General features: G+C 73.9%; 11 protein-coding genes. 4 read left to right on the plus strand and 7 right to left on the minus strand.

Going from position 1 to position 15,029, the window contains the following annotated elements:
* Window positions 1-103 precede the first annotated feature (103 nt).
* From sucD to ACFCV8_RS30920, 6 genes are all read right to left on the minus strand, one after another.
* Entirely contained in the window at window positions 104-988 is an 885-nt protein-coding gene (gene sucD / locus ACFCV8_RS30895) for a succinate--CoA ligase subunit alpha (RefSeq protein WP_376688791.1), read from the minus strand.
* A 20-nt stretch (window positions 989-1,008) separates the two neighbouring features.
* On the minus strand, window positions 1,009-2,190 hold the full coding sequence (sucC, locus tag ACFCV8_RS30900; RefSeq protein ID WP_376688792.1) for an ADP-forming succinate--CoA ligase subunit beta: 1,182 nt from the start codon (window positions 2,188-2,190) through the stop codon (window positions 1,009-1,011).
* Between the two features lie 272 nt (window positions 2,191-2,462).
* Entirely contained in the window at window positions 2,463-3,746 is a 1,284-nt protein-coding gene (locus ACFCV8_RS30905; RefSeq protein WP_376688793.1) for a VWA domain-containing protein, read from the minus strand.
* Window positions 3,743-6,226 (minus strand): DUF5682 family protein, encoded by a 2,484-nt coding sequence (locus ACFCV8_RS30910; RefSeq protein ID WP_376688794.1) that lies wholly within the window; start codon window positions 6,224-6,226, stop codon window positions 3,743-3,745. The genes ACFCV8_RS30905 and ACFCV8_RS30910 overlap by 4 nt, the downstream gene beginning before the upstream one ends.
* The gene (locus ACFCV8_RS30915) at window positions 6,223-7,329 is read right to left on the minus strand and encodes an AAA family ATPase (RefSeq protein ID WP_376688795.1); all 1,107 of its coding nucleotides are present in this window, start codon (window positions 7,327-7,329) and stop codon (window positions 6,223-6,225) included. The genes ACFCV8_RS30910 and ACFCV8_RS30915 overlap by 4 nt, the downstream gene beginning before the upstream one ends.
* Before the next feature lie 174 nt (window positions 7,330-7,503).
* Window positions 7,504-7,980 (minus strand): MmpS family transport accessory protein, encoded by a 477-nt coding sequence (locus tag ACFCV8_RS30920; RefSeq protein ID WP_376688796.1) that lies wholly within the window; start codon window positions 7,978-7,980, stop codon window positions 7,504-7,506.
* Between the two features lie 135 nt (window positions 7,981-8,115).
* On the opposite strand from ACFCV8_RS30920, the gene ACFCV8_RS30925 reads away from it, so the two are divergent.
* The gene (locus tag ACFCV8_RS30925) at window positions 8,116-9,525 is read left to right on the plus strand and encodes an SWIM zinc finger family protein (RefSeq protein WP_376688797.1); all 1,410 of its coding nucleotides are present in this window, start codon (window positions 8,116-8,118) and stop codon (window positions 9,523-9,525) included.
* A 68-nt stretch (window positions 9,526-9,593) separates the two neighbouring features.
* Window positions 9,594-11,186 (plus strand): DUF5691 domain-containing protein, encoded by a 1,593-nt coding sequence (locus tag ACFCV8_RS30930; protein ID WP_376688798.1) that lies wholly within the window; start codon window positions 9,594-9,596, stop codon window positions 11,184-11,186.
* Between the two features lie 234 nt (window positions 11,187-11,420).
* On the opposite strand, the gene ACFCV8_RS30935 is transcribed toward ACFCV8_RS30930, so the two are convergent.
* Entirely contained in the window at window positions 11,421-11,834 is a 414-nt protein-coding gene (locus ACFCV8_RS30935; protein ID WP_376688799.1) for a cobalamin B12-binding domain-containing protein, read from the minus strand.
* Between the two features lie 329 nt (window positions 11,835-12,163).
* Between ACFCV8_RS30935 and ACFCV8_RS30940 the strand changes: the two genes are divergently transcribed.
* Both ACFCV8_RS30940 and ACFCV8_RS30945 read left to right on the plus strand, forming a co-directional pair.
* Entirely contained in the window at window positions 12,164-13,078 is a 915-nt protein-coding gene (locus ACFCV8_RS30940; RefSeq protein ID WP_376688800.1) for an esterase/lipase family protein, read from the plus strand.
* A 380-nt stretch (window positions 13,079-13,458) separates the two neighbouring features.
* Window positions 13,459-14,979, plus strand: coding sequence for a M23 family metallopeptidase (locus ACFCV8_RS30945; protein ID WP_376688801.1), 1,521 nt, complete (start codon window positions 13,459-13,461; stop codon window positions 14,977-14,979).
* Window positions 14,980-15,029 lie beyond the last annotated feature (50 nt).

Below are 15,029 nucleotides of genomic sequence, written 5' to 3' on the forward strand. Positions count from 1 at the left end.
CGCACCCCTTCGAATCGAGGGGTGCGGGCCCGCGCCGTCTGTGCGGTGCCGCCGCGACTGCTCGCCGGAGCGATCAGAGGCGATCAGGCGTGTTCGGACGCGATCAGGCGCCGAGGATCTCGCGAGCGAGCTTGGCGGTCTCGGTCGGCGTCTTGCCGACCTTCACGCCGGCGGCCTCGAGGGCCTCCTTCTTCGCCTGGGCGGTGCCGGAGGAGCCGGAGACGATGGCGCCCGCGTGGCCCATGGTCTTGCCCTCGGGGGCGGTGAAGCCCGCGACGTAACCGACGACCGGCTTGGTGACGTTGGCCTTGATGAAGTCGGCCGCACGCTCCTCGGCGTCGCCGCCGATCTCGCCGATCATCACGATCAGGTCGGTCTCGGGGTCGGCCTCGAACGCCGCGAGGGCGTCGATGTGCGTCGTGCCGATGACCGGGTCGCCACCGATGCCGACGGCGGACGAGAAGCCGATGTCACGGAGCTCGTACATCATCTGGTAGGTCAGCGTGCCGGACTTGGACACGAGACCGATGCGGCCGGGCTTGGTGATGTCGCCCGGGATGATGCCGGCGTTGGACTGGCCGGGGGTGATCAGGCCGGGGCAGTTCGGACCGATGATCCGGGTCTTGTTGCCCTTCGACGTGGCGTACGCCCAGAAGGCGGCCGAGTCGTGGACGGCGATGCCCTCGGTGATGACGACCGCGAGGGGGATCTCGGCGTCGATCGCCTCGATGACGGCGGACTTGGCGAAGGCCGGCGGCACGAAGAGGACGGACACGTCCGCGCCGGTCTTCTCCATCGCCTCGGCGACGGTCCCGAAGACGGGGACCTCGGTGCCGTCGAAGTCGACGGAGGTGCCGGCCTTGCGCGGGTTCACGCCGCCGACGATGTTGGTGCCGTCACCGAGCATGAGCTTGGTGTGCTTCATACCGGTGGCGCCGGTCATCCCCTGGACGATGACCTTGCTGTCCTTGGTGAGGAAGATAGCCATGGTGTTGGAGTCCTCGTCCCTTACTTCGCGGCCGCGGCGAGCTCGGCGGCCTTGTCGGCCGCGCCGTCCATGGTGTCCACGCGCTGAACGAGCGGGTGGTTGGCGTCGGAGAGGATCTTGCGACCCAGCTCCGCGTTGTTGCCGTCGAGGCGCACGACCAGCGGCTTGGTGACGTCCTCGCCCTTGGACTTGAGGAGCTCCAGCGCCTGCACGATGCCGTTGGCGACCTCGTCGCACGCGGTGATGCCACCGAAGACGTTGACGAAGACGGACTTGACGTCCGGGTCGCCGAGGATGATCTCCAGGCCGTTCGCCATGACCTCGGCGGAGGCACCGCCACCGATGTCGAGGAAGTTGGCGGGCTTCACGTTGCCGTGGTTCTCACCGGCGTACGCGACGACGTCCAGGGTCGACATGACCAGACCGGCGCCGTTGCCGATGATGCCGACCTCGCCGTCGAGCTTGACGTAGTTGAGGTTCTTGGCCTTGGCGGCGGCCTCGAGCGGGTTGGCCGCGGCCTTGTCCTCGAGGGCCTCGTGCTCGGGCTGGCGGAAGTCGGCGTTCTCGTCGAGCGAGACCTTGCCGTCCAGCGCGAGGATGTCACCGGAGGCGACCTTGGCGAGCGGGTTCACCTCGACGAGGAGCGCGTCCTCGGCGACGAAGGTGTCCCACAGCGTCACCATGACCTCGGCGACCTTCTCGGCGACCTCGGCCGGGAACTTCGCCTGGGCGACGATCTCGCGGGCCTTCTCGATCGTGACGCCCTCTACGGCGTTGACCGGGACCTTCGCGAGGGCCTCGGGGGTCTTCTCCGCGACCTCCTCGATGTCCATGCCGCCCTGCACCGAGGCCATGGCCAGGAAGGTGCGGTTGGTCCGGTCGAGGAGGTACGAGACGTAGTACTCCTCGAGGATCTCCGGCGCGGTCTCGGCGATCATCACCTTGTGGACCGTGTGGCCCTTGATGTCCATGCCGAGGATGTCGGTCGCGCGGGCGACCGCCTCGTCGGGGGTGGCGGCCAGCTTGACGCCACCGGCCTTGCCGCGGCCGCCGACCTTCACCTGTGCCTTGACGACCGACTTGCCGCCCAGCCGCTCGGTCGCCTCGCGGGCCGCCTCAGGCGTGTCGATGACTTCACCGGCCAGCACCGGTACACCGTGCTTGGCGAAGAGGTCCCTCGCCTGGTACTCGAACAGGTCCACGCGCGTCCGTCCCTTTATCAATGGTCTCGCGGTTGGTTTTCTGCGTGGGCGTGCCGCGAGGGGCAAACGTGACTGCTCTGTCACCAGGAAGGCGCACACGGTGAACCCGGTACGCGGCATGTCCATCTCGCAGGTTATCCCCGAGGCCCGCAGGACCCTAAATCACAGATAGCGGCTGAGCGGTGATTACGGTCACAGACCCCCGCCGCGTCCGGGGGCCGCCGGGCGGTCCGGGGCCGTGCGGGGCGGGGCCCGCGCCGGGCGGGCCGCGGTCAGGGGCCGGTCGCCTTGTCCGGTACGGGGAGCGGCCGCTTCTCGATGGCGGCCGCCATCACCTCGGGGAAGAGGTCCGGGGTGCAGGCGAAGGCCGGTGTGCCGAGGGCGCCGAGCGCCGCCGCGTGGTCGCGGTCGTAGGCGGGCACTCCTTCGTCGGAGAGCGCCAGCAGGGTGACGAACTGCACGCCGGAGGCCTTCATCGCGGCGACCCGCTTCACCATCTCGTCACGTATCCCGCCCTCGTAGAGATCGCTGATCAGCACGACCACGGTGTCGGCCGGGCGGGTGATCCTCGACTGGCAGTAGGCCAGCGCGCGGTTGATGTCGGTGCCGCCGCCGAGCCGGGTGCCGAAGAGGACGTCGACGGGGTCGTCGAGCTGGTCGGTGAGGTCGACGACCGCCGTGTCGAAGACGACGAGCCTGGTCCGCAGGGTGCGCATGGAGGCGAGCACGGCACCGAAGACGGAGGCGTGGACCACCGAGGCGGCCATCGACCCCGACTGGTCGACGCAGAGAATGACGTCCTTCGCCACGGACCGGGCGGCCCGCCCGTGGCCGATGAGCCGTTCGGGTACGACGGTGCCGTGCTCGGGGAGGTAGTTCCTGAGGTTGGCCCGGATGGTGCGGTCCCAGTCGATGTCGCGGTGACGGGGCCGGTCGGTCCTGGCCGAACGGTCGAGCGCGCCGGTGAGCGTGGCCCGGGTGCGGGAGGCGAGCCGCTTCTCCAGGTCCTCGACGACCTTGCGCACGACCGCTCTCGCGGTCTCCTTCGTCGTCTCGGGCATGGCCTTGCCGAGCGAGAGCAGCGTGCCCACGAGGTGGACGTCGGCCTCGACGGCCTCCAGCATCTCCGGCTCCAGGAGCAGCGTGGCCAGGCCGAGCCGGTCGATCGCGTCGCGCTGCATGACCTGGACCACGGAGGTGGGGAAGTACGTACGGATGTCGCCGAGCCAGCGGGCGACGGAGGGGGCCGAGGCACCGAGCCCGGCCGAGCGGCCGGCCCTGCCCCGGGGGCCGGGCCGGCCCCCGTCGCCGTAGAGCGCGCTCAGCGCGGCGTCCATCGCGGCGTCGCGGCCGGTGAGGGCGCGGCCGGTGCTCTCGGCACTGTCCCCGCCCAGGACCAGCCGCCAGCGGCGCAGCCGCTCGTCGCCGGCCGGGCCGGGTGGGGCGGTTGGGGCGGTCGGGGCAGCCGGGCCCGTTGGGGTGGTGCGCGGTGCGGTGCGCGGTGCGGTGCCGGTTTCGGTGGTGGTGGTGCCGGTCGTGCGCGTGGTCGTCGTCATGCCGTCGCCCCCAGCGGTTCCTCGGTGCCGGTGTCGGTGTGCGTGCCGGTGTCGGTGCGGTCGGTATGCGTGCCGGTGCGGTCGGTGTGCGTGCCGGTGCTGCCGGTGTGTGCACCGGCACGGGCTCCGAGCAGCAGGAGCAGCACCTCCTCGGCCGCGTCCGCCCTGGCCGTGTCCAGGCCCGGCCCGAATCCGGGCACGGTCGCCCCGGCGCCCGCCGCTCCCCCGGGCCCCGAGGCGGACGGGCCGCGCCGCACCAGCTCGCCCAGGGTGCGCCGGACGCCCGGCTCGTACGCGGAGAAGGTGCGCCGCAGCAGGGGCAGCACATCGTCGAAGAGGTCGGCGGGCACGCCGGTGAGCCAGGCGTCGATCAGGCCGAGCAGCCGCTCGTCGTGGACGAGCAGCATGCCGCCGCCCGCCGCCCCGCCTACGAAGCCCTCGATCCACGCCGCGGCGTCGGCCGGGGGTGTGCCGGGCGAGAGGGCGAGGCCCATCAGCCGGGCCGCGTCGTCCTCCGGGAGCCGCCCCTCGTCGAGCAGCAGGCGGGTGGCGCGGCCCCGGACGACCCCGGCGACCGTGTCCCGGGCGGCGAGCCGGTGCAGTACGGCCGTCCAGCGCTCGCGCAGCCCGCCCGCGGCCGCCTCCGCGTGGGCGGAGGCGGGGAGGGGGGCGGTGCCGCTGAGCAGGCCGATCGCGGTGTGCACGCCGTCGACGCGGCCGCGCATGGTGTCGGCGCCCTCGGCGTCGAGCCCGGTGCAGGCCGGGGGCAGCCCGACGCAGATCCGCTCGGCGAGCCCGGCCGCGACCTCGCCGAGTGCCGCGGTGTCCGTGGACCGCACGTCGCCGTAGCGCAGGGTGCGGGCGAGGGCGGGCAGGGCCTCGGCGAGGCGGCCGACGTCGGCGTCGAGCGCGGCGCGGTCGGCGAGGGCCCGCATCACGCCGGGCAGCGCGTCGGGCAGCCCGGCGAGCAGGCACTGCTCGGCCAGCTCGGTGATCTCCGCGAGCGCGGTCGCCGAGGCGGCCAGGGACTCCGCTCTCGCGGTCGCGGCCGAGAGCACGGTGGTGCCCCAGGTGCCCGCCTCCGCGACCTGTACGTACAGCTCGGGCTCCCAGCGCAGCCGCCAGCTCTCCCGGAAGGTGCCGGTGCTCGCCCGGCCTGCGGTGGGCTCGCCCCAGCCGACGCCGAGGACGCGGAGGCGGTGGAGCAGTCGGCTGCGGGCCGCGTCGTTGTCCTTGCGCAGGTCGAGCTCCAGCTCCCGCTCCGGCGCCTCCGGTTTGAGCCGCAGCGCGCGCTGCCGGCGGGTCAGGTCGCGCTGGAGGGGGACGACGGGGGCGTCGTCCGGGACCTCGCCGAGGGTCTCTCCGACGACCAGCCGGTCCTGGACGAGCGCGAGCGGGATGTCGGAGCCGTCGCACATCACGGCCCGGACGGCGTCGGTCGTCTCGCTCAGCCCGGCGAGCGGACGGCCGCGCAGCGCGGCCAGGGTCGCGGCGAGCCGGACGGCCTCGATGACATGGGCGGACGAGACGAACCGGTCTTCGTCGCGAAGGAGTCCGGCGACCTTCGTCATCCACCGCTCGACCGGGCGGTCCGGGGCCTCGAAGAGGTGGCCGTACCAGCCGGGCGCGTCGACGCCCGCCCCGTAGCCGCTCCGGCGGGCGAGCCGACGGTGCGACCAGGGCACCCAGGTCAGCTCGGCCCTGGCCTTGGGCAGGCCCCTGAGTAGGGCGCGGTCGGCGGTGAGCGTGGTCCGCGCGGCGAGCGCGGGGACGTGCCAGGCGCCGCAGACCACCGCGACGTCCTCACCGAACTCCTTGACGGCCTTGCGGAGTTGGATGCGCATGTGTGCTTCGCGTACGGCGTCGCGGGGGTGGCCGCCGTCCCCGTACGCCTCGCGCAGCGCGCCCATCGCCTCGGCGAGCACCGTGAACGGGGCCCGGGCGTCGGCGGCTTCGCGGCCCTCGGTGCGGTGCTCGACGGCATCCTCCCACCAGCGCTCCGGGTCGTCGTAGCCCGCCGTCGCGGCGAGCACCCCGATCGGGTCGACCGGGGCGCGCGTGGCCGGGTCCCCGGTGCCGTCCTCCGTACCGGCCCCGGCCCGGGCCGTGCCGGTGTCGGCCGCGCGGGCCTCGTCCCGCGTCATGGCCAGGGAGTGCGCCGCCGGAAGGTCGACGAACCGGACCTCGGCACCGTGCTCCAGGGCCCAGCGCAGGGCGACCCATTCGGGCGAGAACGCGGCCATCGGCCAGAACGCCGCCTGCCCCGGGTCGTCGACGACATGGGCGAGCAGCGCGATCGGCGGCCGCATCCGCTCGTCGGCGGCCAGCGGCAGCAGCGCGTCGGCCTCCGGGGGGCCTTCGATCAGCACGGCACGCGGGCGCGCGGCGTCCAGCGCCGCCCGGACGGCCCGGGCGGAGCCGGGTCCGTGGTGCCGCACCCCCAGCAGCAGTGGCCCCGGGGGCCGCTCCGCCCCGGTCATGCGGAGACCTCGCGGCAGGCGCGGTAGAAGTCCTTCCACCCGTCCCGTTCCCGGACCACCGTCTCCAGATACTCCTGCCAGACCACGCGGTCGGCCGCCGGGTCGCGGACGACCGCGCCGAGGATGCCCGCCGCCACGTCCCCGGGGCGCAGCACCCCGTCCCCGAAGTGCGTGGCGAGGGCGAGGCCGTTGGTGACGACGGAGATGGCCTCGGCCGTGGACAGCGTGCCGGAGGGGGACTTGAGTCTGGTGCGGCCGTCCGTGGTGACGCCGTCGCGCAGTTCGCGGAAGACCGTGACGACGCGGCGGATCTCGGCCGCGCCGTCGGGTGCGGCCGGGAGGTCGAGCGAGCGGCCTATCTGGTCGACCCGGCGGGACACGATGTCGACCTCGGCGTCCGGTGTGGCGGGCAGCGGGAGCACGACGGTGTTGAAGCGGCGGCGCAGCGCGCTGGACAGCTCGTTGACCCCGCGGTCGCGGTCGTTGGCGGTGGCGATGACATTGAATCCGCGGACCGCCTGGACCTCCTGGCCCAGTTCGGGGACGGGGAGCGTCTTCTCGGACAGGATCGTGATGAGCGAGTCCTGCACGTCGGCGGGGATGCGGGTCAGCTCCTCGACGCGCGCGGTCATGCCCTCGGACATGGCACGCATCAGCGGGCTGGGCACCAGGGCCTCGCGGCTGGGGCCGTGCGCGAGGAGCCGGGCGTAGTTCCACCCGTAGCGGACGGCCTCCTCGGGGGTGCCCGCGGTGCCCTGGACGAGGAGAGTCGAGTCTCCGCTGACGGCGGCGGCCAGGTGCTCCGACACCCAGGTCTTGGCCGTGCCGGGGACACCGAGGAGCAGCAGGGCCCGGTCGGTGGCGAGGGTGGTGACGGCGACCTCGACGAGGCGGCGCGGGCCCACGTACTTGGGTGTGATCACGGTGCCGTCGGGCAGTGTGCCGCCGAGCAGATAGGTGGCGACGGCCCACGGGGAGAGCCGCCAACGGGCGGGGCGCGGGCGGTCGTCGGCCGCGGCGAGGGCCTTCAGCTCGTCGGCGAAGGCGTCCTCGGCATGCGGACGGAGAGCCTGTGTGCCGACGGTGGCAGTGGTTTCGGACACGGTCGTGGATCCCCCCTCCGGGTCGGTCGACCCGATGCGCTTCCCACCGTGCACCACGGCACTGACAATCGGCCCCGGCCGGGGCCCCGCCCCGGATCCCCGGCGCGAGTACCCCCGCCCGAGACCCCCACCCGAGGCCCGGGGCCGACCGACCCGGCGACCGTCGGCGTACGGTCAGCCGACCGCCGGCGACACGGCCACGCAGCCGCCCGCGGCGAGCATGCCCTTCCCCTTCGCCTCCTTGATCACCTCGCCCTTGTACGTGATCGAGCAGGTGACCTCGGCCCCGTCCGCGTCGAGGACGATCGGGGTGACGCCGGGCGGCGTGATCCCGCGCAGGGTGACGGTCTTCCGCCAGGGCAGCGTGGGCGATTCGACCTTCTCGATCTTCGGGTCCATGGCCTTGCCGCCGTCGACGTGGAACTGGATCTCGTCGACGCCCGAGCCGGTGACCTCGTAGGTGACCTCGTACTTCTCGTCCACCACCGCGTCCACGGCCTCGTCGACCGTCCTGTCGACCGCCTTGTCCGCCTTCTCGGCGGTGCCGGAGCAGGCGGTGAGCCCCAGACCGAGTCCGAGGACGGCGGCAGCGCAGGCGGCAGAACGGGCCGCGGTGCGAACACTGCGAGTGGTGCGAACGGTGTGGTTCATGTGGCTGATCCCCCCGGATCGATGAGTCCGACTGTCCGCAGAGAATCGCAAAGGAGAGGTAAAGTCAAGAGGCGTGCGTGACGGCGAATCAGCAGGTCAGCGTGATTGTCAGTGGGGCGTTCTACGGTCGTTGCCATGCTGCTATCTCACGGGGGAGAACCCGCGCGCACCGATGGCCCGGTCGCGCGCTGGACGGTGGAGCAGGTACTGGCCCTCGCTCCTGACGACGCGTCGCGCAGGGCGGGGTCGGAACTGGGTGCGGCCGGCCCCTGGTCGGGCGGCGGCCGCGACGCCGCGGGGGCGGTGTGGGGGCTGTGCGGGGGAAGCGGAAGCACGCCGTACCGGACGGTGGTCGACACCACCGGCCCCGCGTACCGGTGCAGTTGCCCGAGCCGGAAGTCTCCGTGCAAGCACGCGCTGGGCCTGCTGCTGGTGTGGGTGTCGGACGTGTCGGCGCTGCCCGAGTGCGCGGTGCCGGACTGGGCGGGCGAGTGGCTGACGGGGCGTCGCGAGCGGGCGGCGGGAGGGCCCTCGACGGCGGAACGACTCGCGGCGGGCGGCGCCCGGGCCGCGGGCCCGGCCGATCCGGAGGCTGCCGGACGGCGGGCCGAGCGCCGCGCCGAGCGGATCACCGGCGGTGCCCTGGAGCTGGAGGAGCGGCTGGCCGATCTGCTGCGCGGAGGCCTGGCGGCGGCCGGTCAGCCGGGCCACGCGTTCTGGGAGGAGACGGCGGCCCGCATGGTCGACGCCCAGGCCCCGGGGCTCGCGGCCCGGGTGCGGGAGCTGGGCGCCGTCCCGGCCTCCGGCCCGGACTGGCCGGTGCGGCTGCTGGAGGAGTGCGCCCTGCTGCATCTGCTGGACAGCGCCTGGCTGGGCATCGACCGGCTGCCCGGCCCGCTGGCCGCCACGGTCCGTACGAGGGTGGGGCTGACACCTCCTGCCGAGGGGCCGCCGGTCCGCGACGACTGGCTGGTCCTCGCCCAGTACGACACTCCGGACGGCAGGATCGTCACGCGCCGCATCTGGCTCCACGGAAGACGGACGGGCCGCACGACGCTGCTGCTCTCCTTCGGGGCGGCCGGGCGCTCCCCCGGCCTGGCCCTGCCGGTGGGCGGCACGATCGACGCCGAGCTGACGTTCCACCCGGGCACCGGCCGGCTGCGGGCGGCGCTGGAGGGACAGGCCGGGGCGGCGGAGCCGGGCGGCACGCCCCCGCCGGGCTCCACGGTGACCGAGGCGGTCGCCGCGTACGGCGAGGCCCTGCGGGAGGACCCCTGGCTGGACGCCTGGCCGGTGACGCTGCGCGAGGTCGTACCCGCGCCGTCCGGGGACGGCTGGCAGCTGCTGGACGCGGCGGGCGGGGCGGCGCTGCCCGTGGCCCCGGCCGCCCTGTCACGGCCGGGTCTGTGGAAGCTCGCCGCACTCTCCGGCGGCTCCCCGGTCACGGTCTTCGGCGAGTGCGGCCACCGAGGCTTCGAGCCCTACGCGGCCTGGCCCGCCGACGCCGGTGACGACGCCACGAGCGGGACGGTGGCGCTCGTCTGACGCTGCCGGGAGGACGGGACGACCAGCGGACGGGACGAGCCGCGACCAGTCGACGAGAAGGGGATCACATGCCCGGCACCATCGCATCCACGCCGTGGGAGGAGCTCGTCAGCACGGCGCTCCTCGGCACCGACCGCCGCCCCGCCACCGGAGGCGGCGGGGCCGCCGGACTGCTCGACGAGGCGGCGGTCCACACCGTACGGCGCCGGGCGGGGCTGCTGCCCGCCGCTCCCGCCGCCCGGCCCGATCCGGCGCCCGCCGACCCCCGGCCCGCGCCGCCCCCGGCCGCGCGGCGCAGGCTCGCCCAGCTGCTGGCGGACCGGGCGGCCCCGGGCGGCCCGGGCGGACGGCGCGGGACGGCCCCGGATCTCACGGAGCTGATCCCGCAGTGGCTGGCCATCGCCAACCGGCGGGGGTTCCGGGCCCCGGCCGAGCTGCTGCCCGCCCTGCTCGACGCGGCCAGGGCCCGGACCGACCTGCGGCCCCAGGCACTGGCCTTCGCCGGGCCGCGCGGGCTGTGGCTGGCCGGACTGAACCCCGAGTGGCGTTTCGCCCTGCGCGGCTCGTCCGCCGGCACACCGCACCGTCCCTCGGCGGATTCCGAGGCGGTCGCGCGGCTGTGGGAGGAGGGCCTGTTCGCGGAGCGGGTGGCGCTGCTGGCGGCCGTCCGGGCACACGACCCCGCCGGTGCGCCGGCCCTGCTCGCCACCACCTGGACCACCGAGCGGGCCGAGGACCGGCTGATGTTCCTCGATTCGCTGCGCACCGGGCTCTCCCCGGCGGACGAGCCCTTCCTCGAACAGGCCCTCTCCGACCGCAGTCGCAACGTCCGCTCGACCGCCGCCGAGCTGCTCTCCGCCCTGCCGGAGTCGGCGTTCGCCGCCCGGATGGCGTCCCGGGCGCTGTCCTGCGTGAGCCCGGACCGCACCGGCGACGAGCCGTCGGTGGCCGTGGAGGCACCGCACGAGTGCGACGGCGCGATGGAGCGCGACGGCGTGGTCGCGGTGCCGCCGTCCGGGCGGGGGGAACGGTCGTGGTGGCTGGGCCAGCTCGTCGAGGCGGCCCCGCTCGCCACCTGGCCCGCACGGTTCGGCCACCGCACCGCCCGGGAGATCGTCGCCCTCCCGGTCGCGGACGGCTGGGGCGAGGAGCTGCACGCGGCATGGTGCCGGGCGGCGGTGCGGCAGCGGGACGCCGAGTGGGCCCGCGCGCTGCTCGGCGCACCGTCCGCCCCGCCGTCGAACGGCCCCGGTACGGCGTCGCTGGCCGAGCGCTCGAAGCTCCTCGGCATACTGCCCGCGGCCGAGCGGGCCGGCTGGGTGGCCGGGTTCATCGCCGCGCACGGGCTGTCGGAGGCCTTCCAGCTCCTGGGTGTCTGCCCGACCCCCTGGGCCGGGCCGCTGGGCCGCTCGGTCGTGGACGCCCTGGACATCGCCCGGGACGCGGGCAGCTATCCGTGGAGCTTCAGCGGCGTGATGGGCCTGGCCGAGCGGTGCCTGAACCCGGCGGAGGCGGACCGCCTGGAGGTCCTCACGACCACGCCCGACGAGCCGGAGGACGCCTCGCCGGGCGCGAACGGCTACTGGTCCGAGGCCTTCCAGCGGCTCGTCTCCACGCTGCGGCTGCGCGCCGAGATGGCTGCGGAGCTGACCCCGCCCTGACCCCGGCACCGCCCGGCCCGGACCGGCCCCACCCGGACCCCACCCGGCAGCTCCCGGACGGACCGGACGCGGCCCGCCAGGACCGTCCCGGACGGGCCCGGGAAAAGAGGCTCAGGAAAAAGCCCGGAAAGCGGCCTGGGCAAGGGGCCCGAACAGGCCCCGGCCCGGCCGAACAGGCCCGAACCGGACCCGCCCGAACAGGCTCCGGCCCGGTTCGGTCCGGTCCGGTCGGAGTCAGGCCTCCGAGTGGTGGCGGATGTTCGCGTTGATCCACTCGACGATCGCCGTCGTCGTGGCTCCCGGCGTGAAGATCTCCGCGACGCCCTGCTCCTTCAGCGGAGTGATGTCGTCCTCCGGGATGATGCCTCCGCCGAAGACCTTGATGTCCTCCGCCTCGCGTTCCTTCAGCAGCTCGATCACCTTGACGAAGAGCGTGTTGTGCGCGCCGGAGAGGATCGAGAGGCCGATCGCGTCGGCGTCCTCCTGGATCGCGGTGTCCACGATCTGCTCGGGCGTCTGGTGCAGCCCGGTGTAGATGACCTCCATGCCCGCGTCGCGCAGCGCCCTCGCGATCACCTTGGCGCCGCGATCATGGCCGTCCAGCCCCGGCTTCGCCACCACAACACGGATCGGACCGGTCACACCCATCACTGCCTCCACATGCCTCTCCCGCGCCTGAAGGGCCGGGGATGTGAACGAACGTTATCTACAGCATCCCGCAAGCCGTCGTTTCGCGGAGGGCGGGGAGGGGGAAATCACACAGTGGGACATGTTCACCGGGCGCCGTTCCCGTCTGTACGCGGTACACCTGCCGCGCGGGACCGACCGCCAGGGGAGCCGCGACGAGGTCGCCCGTACCACCGTGCCGTCAGCCGCACGGCGCGGTGGTACGGCCGGCCCGGTCCGCCGGTCCGTCCGTACCGCGCACCGGTGACCGCACAGCCGCCTCCCCCGCCCGTCGAAGCAGGAGGTCGGTCATGAGGGTCCTGCCTTTTCTTCCGCCGCTGCCGCTCCCCCCGCCGCTCGGCCCGGGGCCGCACCCGACCGGACCGTCCGCCGCACTGCTGAAGGCCACCGCCCTGGAGCTGGTGGTCCTCACCGCGCACGTGCTCCTCTACCCCACCGGCATCACCGGCGAGCGGCAGAGCGTGCCGGGCCCCGCCGGACCGTCCGCCGTCCCCGCCGTACCCGGCAGCACCTTCCCCGCCGAAGCCGCCACCCCCGCCCCCTCCCCCGCCCCGCCCGCCGGGGGCGGCGACCATCCGCCGGTCGTCCTGCTGCACGGCTTCATCGACAACCGCTCCGTCTTCGTCCTGCTGCGCCGTTCCCTCGCCCAGCGCGGCCGACGCCATGTGGAATCGCTCAACTACTCACCGCTGACCTGCGACATCCGGACCGCGGCCGAGCTGCTCGGGCGGCACGTCGAGGAGATCTGCGCCCGCACCGGACACCGGGAGATCGACATCGTCGGGCACAGCCTCGGCGGCCTGATCGCCCGCTACTACGTCCAGCGACTGGGCGGTGACCAGCGGGTCCGCACCCTCGTCACGCTCGGCACCCCGCACGGGGGCACCGCCGTCGCCCCGCTGGCGAGCGCCCACCCCATCGTGCGGCAGATGCGCACCGGATCCGCGCCGATCGAGGAGCTGCGCCTGCCCGCGCCCGGCTGCCGCACCCGCTTCGTGAGCTTCTGGAGCGAGCTGGACCGGGTGATCGTCCCCGCCGAGGCCGCCCGCATCGACCACCCGGACCTGGACGCGGAGAACGTACGCGTCACCGGCATCGGCCACCTCGCGCTCCTGGTGCACCCGACCGTGGCCGCCGCGATCCGCCAGGCCCTGGAATCCGGCGATCCGGCCGCCGGAACCATCCCGGACGCGGGAGCGGCGTGACCCCACGGCCCGACAACGGCCCCACGGCACCCAGCGTCACCGCACGACACCTCACCACCCTCAGCAACACCCCGCCGCCCCTCAGCACACCCGACGGAACCTCACCACACCCGGCGGCACCTCACCGCGTCCGGCGGCACCTCACCGCGTTCGGCGACCGAGCGTGACCCCACAAATAGAACGGGTTTCGAACATAAGGCCAAGGGTCTGTGCACAGGCCGCCGAAAGACGGCCGATTGCCCGTTTCCTGAGCTGTCGGCACCCGTCGAAGATTGTCGGCGTCAGGTACCGCCGGGTACAGTCGCGGCCACTGCTCCCCCTGGGTTTCCCCCACCGGACCCCAGAGCACAGGTCCTGCTGCCGAGGCGAGAGAGAAGTTGGTGAACGACCAGCACCCCGACGCCGGGTACGCCGGATACGACAGCGGAACGGCCGGCGGTTTCCACGGCGACCCGCTCTTCGGCTCGTACTCGGGCGCCCACGACGGTACATACGGCAACGGCTACGGCGTCGGCCACACCGACGGGTACAGCGGCTCCTACGACACCACCCAGTGGGACACCGGGGCGCACCCGACGACGTCGTACGACGCCTACGCCCCGTACGCCGCGCAGCCCGAACAGCAGCACTACGCCGAGCCGCAGTACACGACAGGACCGGCCTACGGGGCCACGGCCTACGGGACGGCCGCCGACTACGGCACGGACACGGCCTCCACCGCCGTCTTCCCCGGCATCCCGGCCCAGGGCGGCTCCCCGGAGAGCACCGGCCAGTGGGACACCGGCAGCTGGTCCACGGACGGCCACTGGGCCATGAACGACGCGGCGATGAACAGCACGGCCGCGTACGACACCGGCGCCTACGACGCCACCGCCTGGAGCAATGGCGCCGCGCCCGAGCCCGCGTTCGAGCCCGCGTTCGATCAGCAGCTGACGCAGACGATGGAGACCGCACGGCTCCCGCACGAGGCGCACGAGGCGGACGGCGCACACGGCGACTACGCGGAGCACGACGACTACGCGGAGCACGAGACGCACGCCGCCCGGGCCGCCTCGTACGAGCCCTACCTGACCGACGGTCCGGACGGCGCGCCCGAGCCGGAGGGCGCCGAGCTCGCGTCCGGTCCGCGCCGCTCCCCCAGCCGCCCGGCCACCCGTGGCGGTGGCCGCAGCCGGCGCCGTACGCCCGCGAAGCGTTCCGCGCTGCTGACCGTCGCCATCCCCTCCGCCTGCGTGATGAGCGTGGCCGGGATCGCCGCGGCCTCCGTCGGCGGGCTCGGCGGCGAGGACAAGAAGGACGAGACCACGGCACTGGCGGCGGCCGACTCCGTCAAGCCCGCCGAGGCCAACAACAAGCTGGACACCCAGCTCGCCAACCTGAGCGCCGACGCGGAGAACTTCGCCGACCGCGCCAGCCGCACCCAGGAGCGCATCGACCTGCGCGAGCGGCAGGCCGCCGAGAAGAAGAAGCGCGAGGAGGAGGCCGCCCGCAAGGAGGCCATGCGCCCCAAGTTCGTGCTCCCCGTGAAGCAGCACGGACTCAGCGCGTACTTCGGCCAGGCGGGCGTCAACTGGATGTCCGTGCACACCGGCATCGACTTCCCGGTGCTGGAGGGCACGCCCGTGATGGCCGCGACGGACGGCACCGTGCGCACCCAGCTGAACAGCGCATACGGCATCATGGCGATCGTGACCATGGCCGACGGCACGGAGACCTGGTACTGCCACCTCAGCAGCACCCGGATCCGCTCGGGCCCGGTCAAGGCCGGTGACGTCATCGCGTACTCGGGCGACACCGGTAACTCGACCGGTCCGCACCTGCACTTCGAGGTCCGGCCCGGCGGCGGCGCCGCGGTGAACCCGCTGCCGTGGCTGCGCGACCACGGCGTCAACCCGACCTGAGCCGAAACGCGGAGGGGGCCCGAGCACAAACGCGCCGGCCCCCACCAGTC

The organism is Streptomyces sp. NPDC056347, from assembly GCF_042262625.1.
Taxonomy (GTDB): Bacteria; Actinomycetota; Actinomycetes; order Streptomycetales; family Streptomycetaceae; genus Streptomyces.

Excerpts from the sequence above, each read along its gene's own strand:
- sucD (WP_376688791.1), bottom strand. The coding sequence starts at position 988 with ATGGCTATCTTCCTCACCAAGGACAGCAAGGTCATCGTCCAGGGGATG.
- ACFCV8_RS30905 (WP_376688793.1), bottom strand. The coding sequence starts at position 3,746 with ATGACGACGACCACGCGCACGACCGGCACCACCACCACCGAAACCGGC.
- ACFCV8_RS30910 (WP_376688794.1), bottom strand. The coding sequence starts at position 6,226 with ATGACCGGGGCGGAGCGGCCCCCGGGGCCACTGCTGCTGGGGGTGCGG.
- ACFCV8_RS30920 (WP_376688796.1), bottom strand. The coding sequence starts at position 7,980 with ATGAACCACACCGTTCGCACCACTCGCAGTGTTCGCACCGCGGCCCGT.
- ACFCV8_RS30925 (WP_376688797.1), top strand. The coding sequence starts at position 8,116 with ATGCTGCTATCTCACGGGGGAGAACCCGCGCGCACCGATGGCCCGGTC.
- ACFCV8_RS30930 (WP_376688798.1), top strand. The coding sequence starts at position 9,594 with ATGCCCGGCACCATCGCATCCACGCCGTGGGAGGAGCTCGTCAGCACG.
- ACFCV8_RS30935 (WP_376688799.1), bottom strand. The coding sequence starts at position 11,834 with ATGGGTGTGACCGGTCCGATCCGTGTTGTGGTGGCGAAGCCGGGGCTG.
- ACFCV8_RS30940 (WP_376688800.1), top strand. The coding sequence starts at position 12,164 with ATGAGGGTCCTGCCTTTTCTTCCGCCGCTGCCGCTCCCCCCGCCGCTC.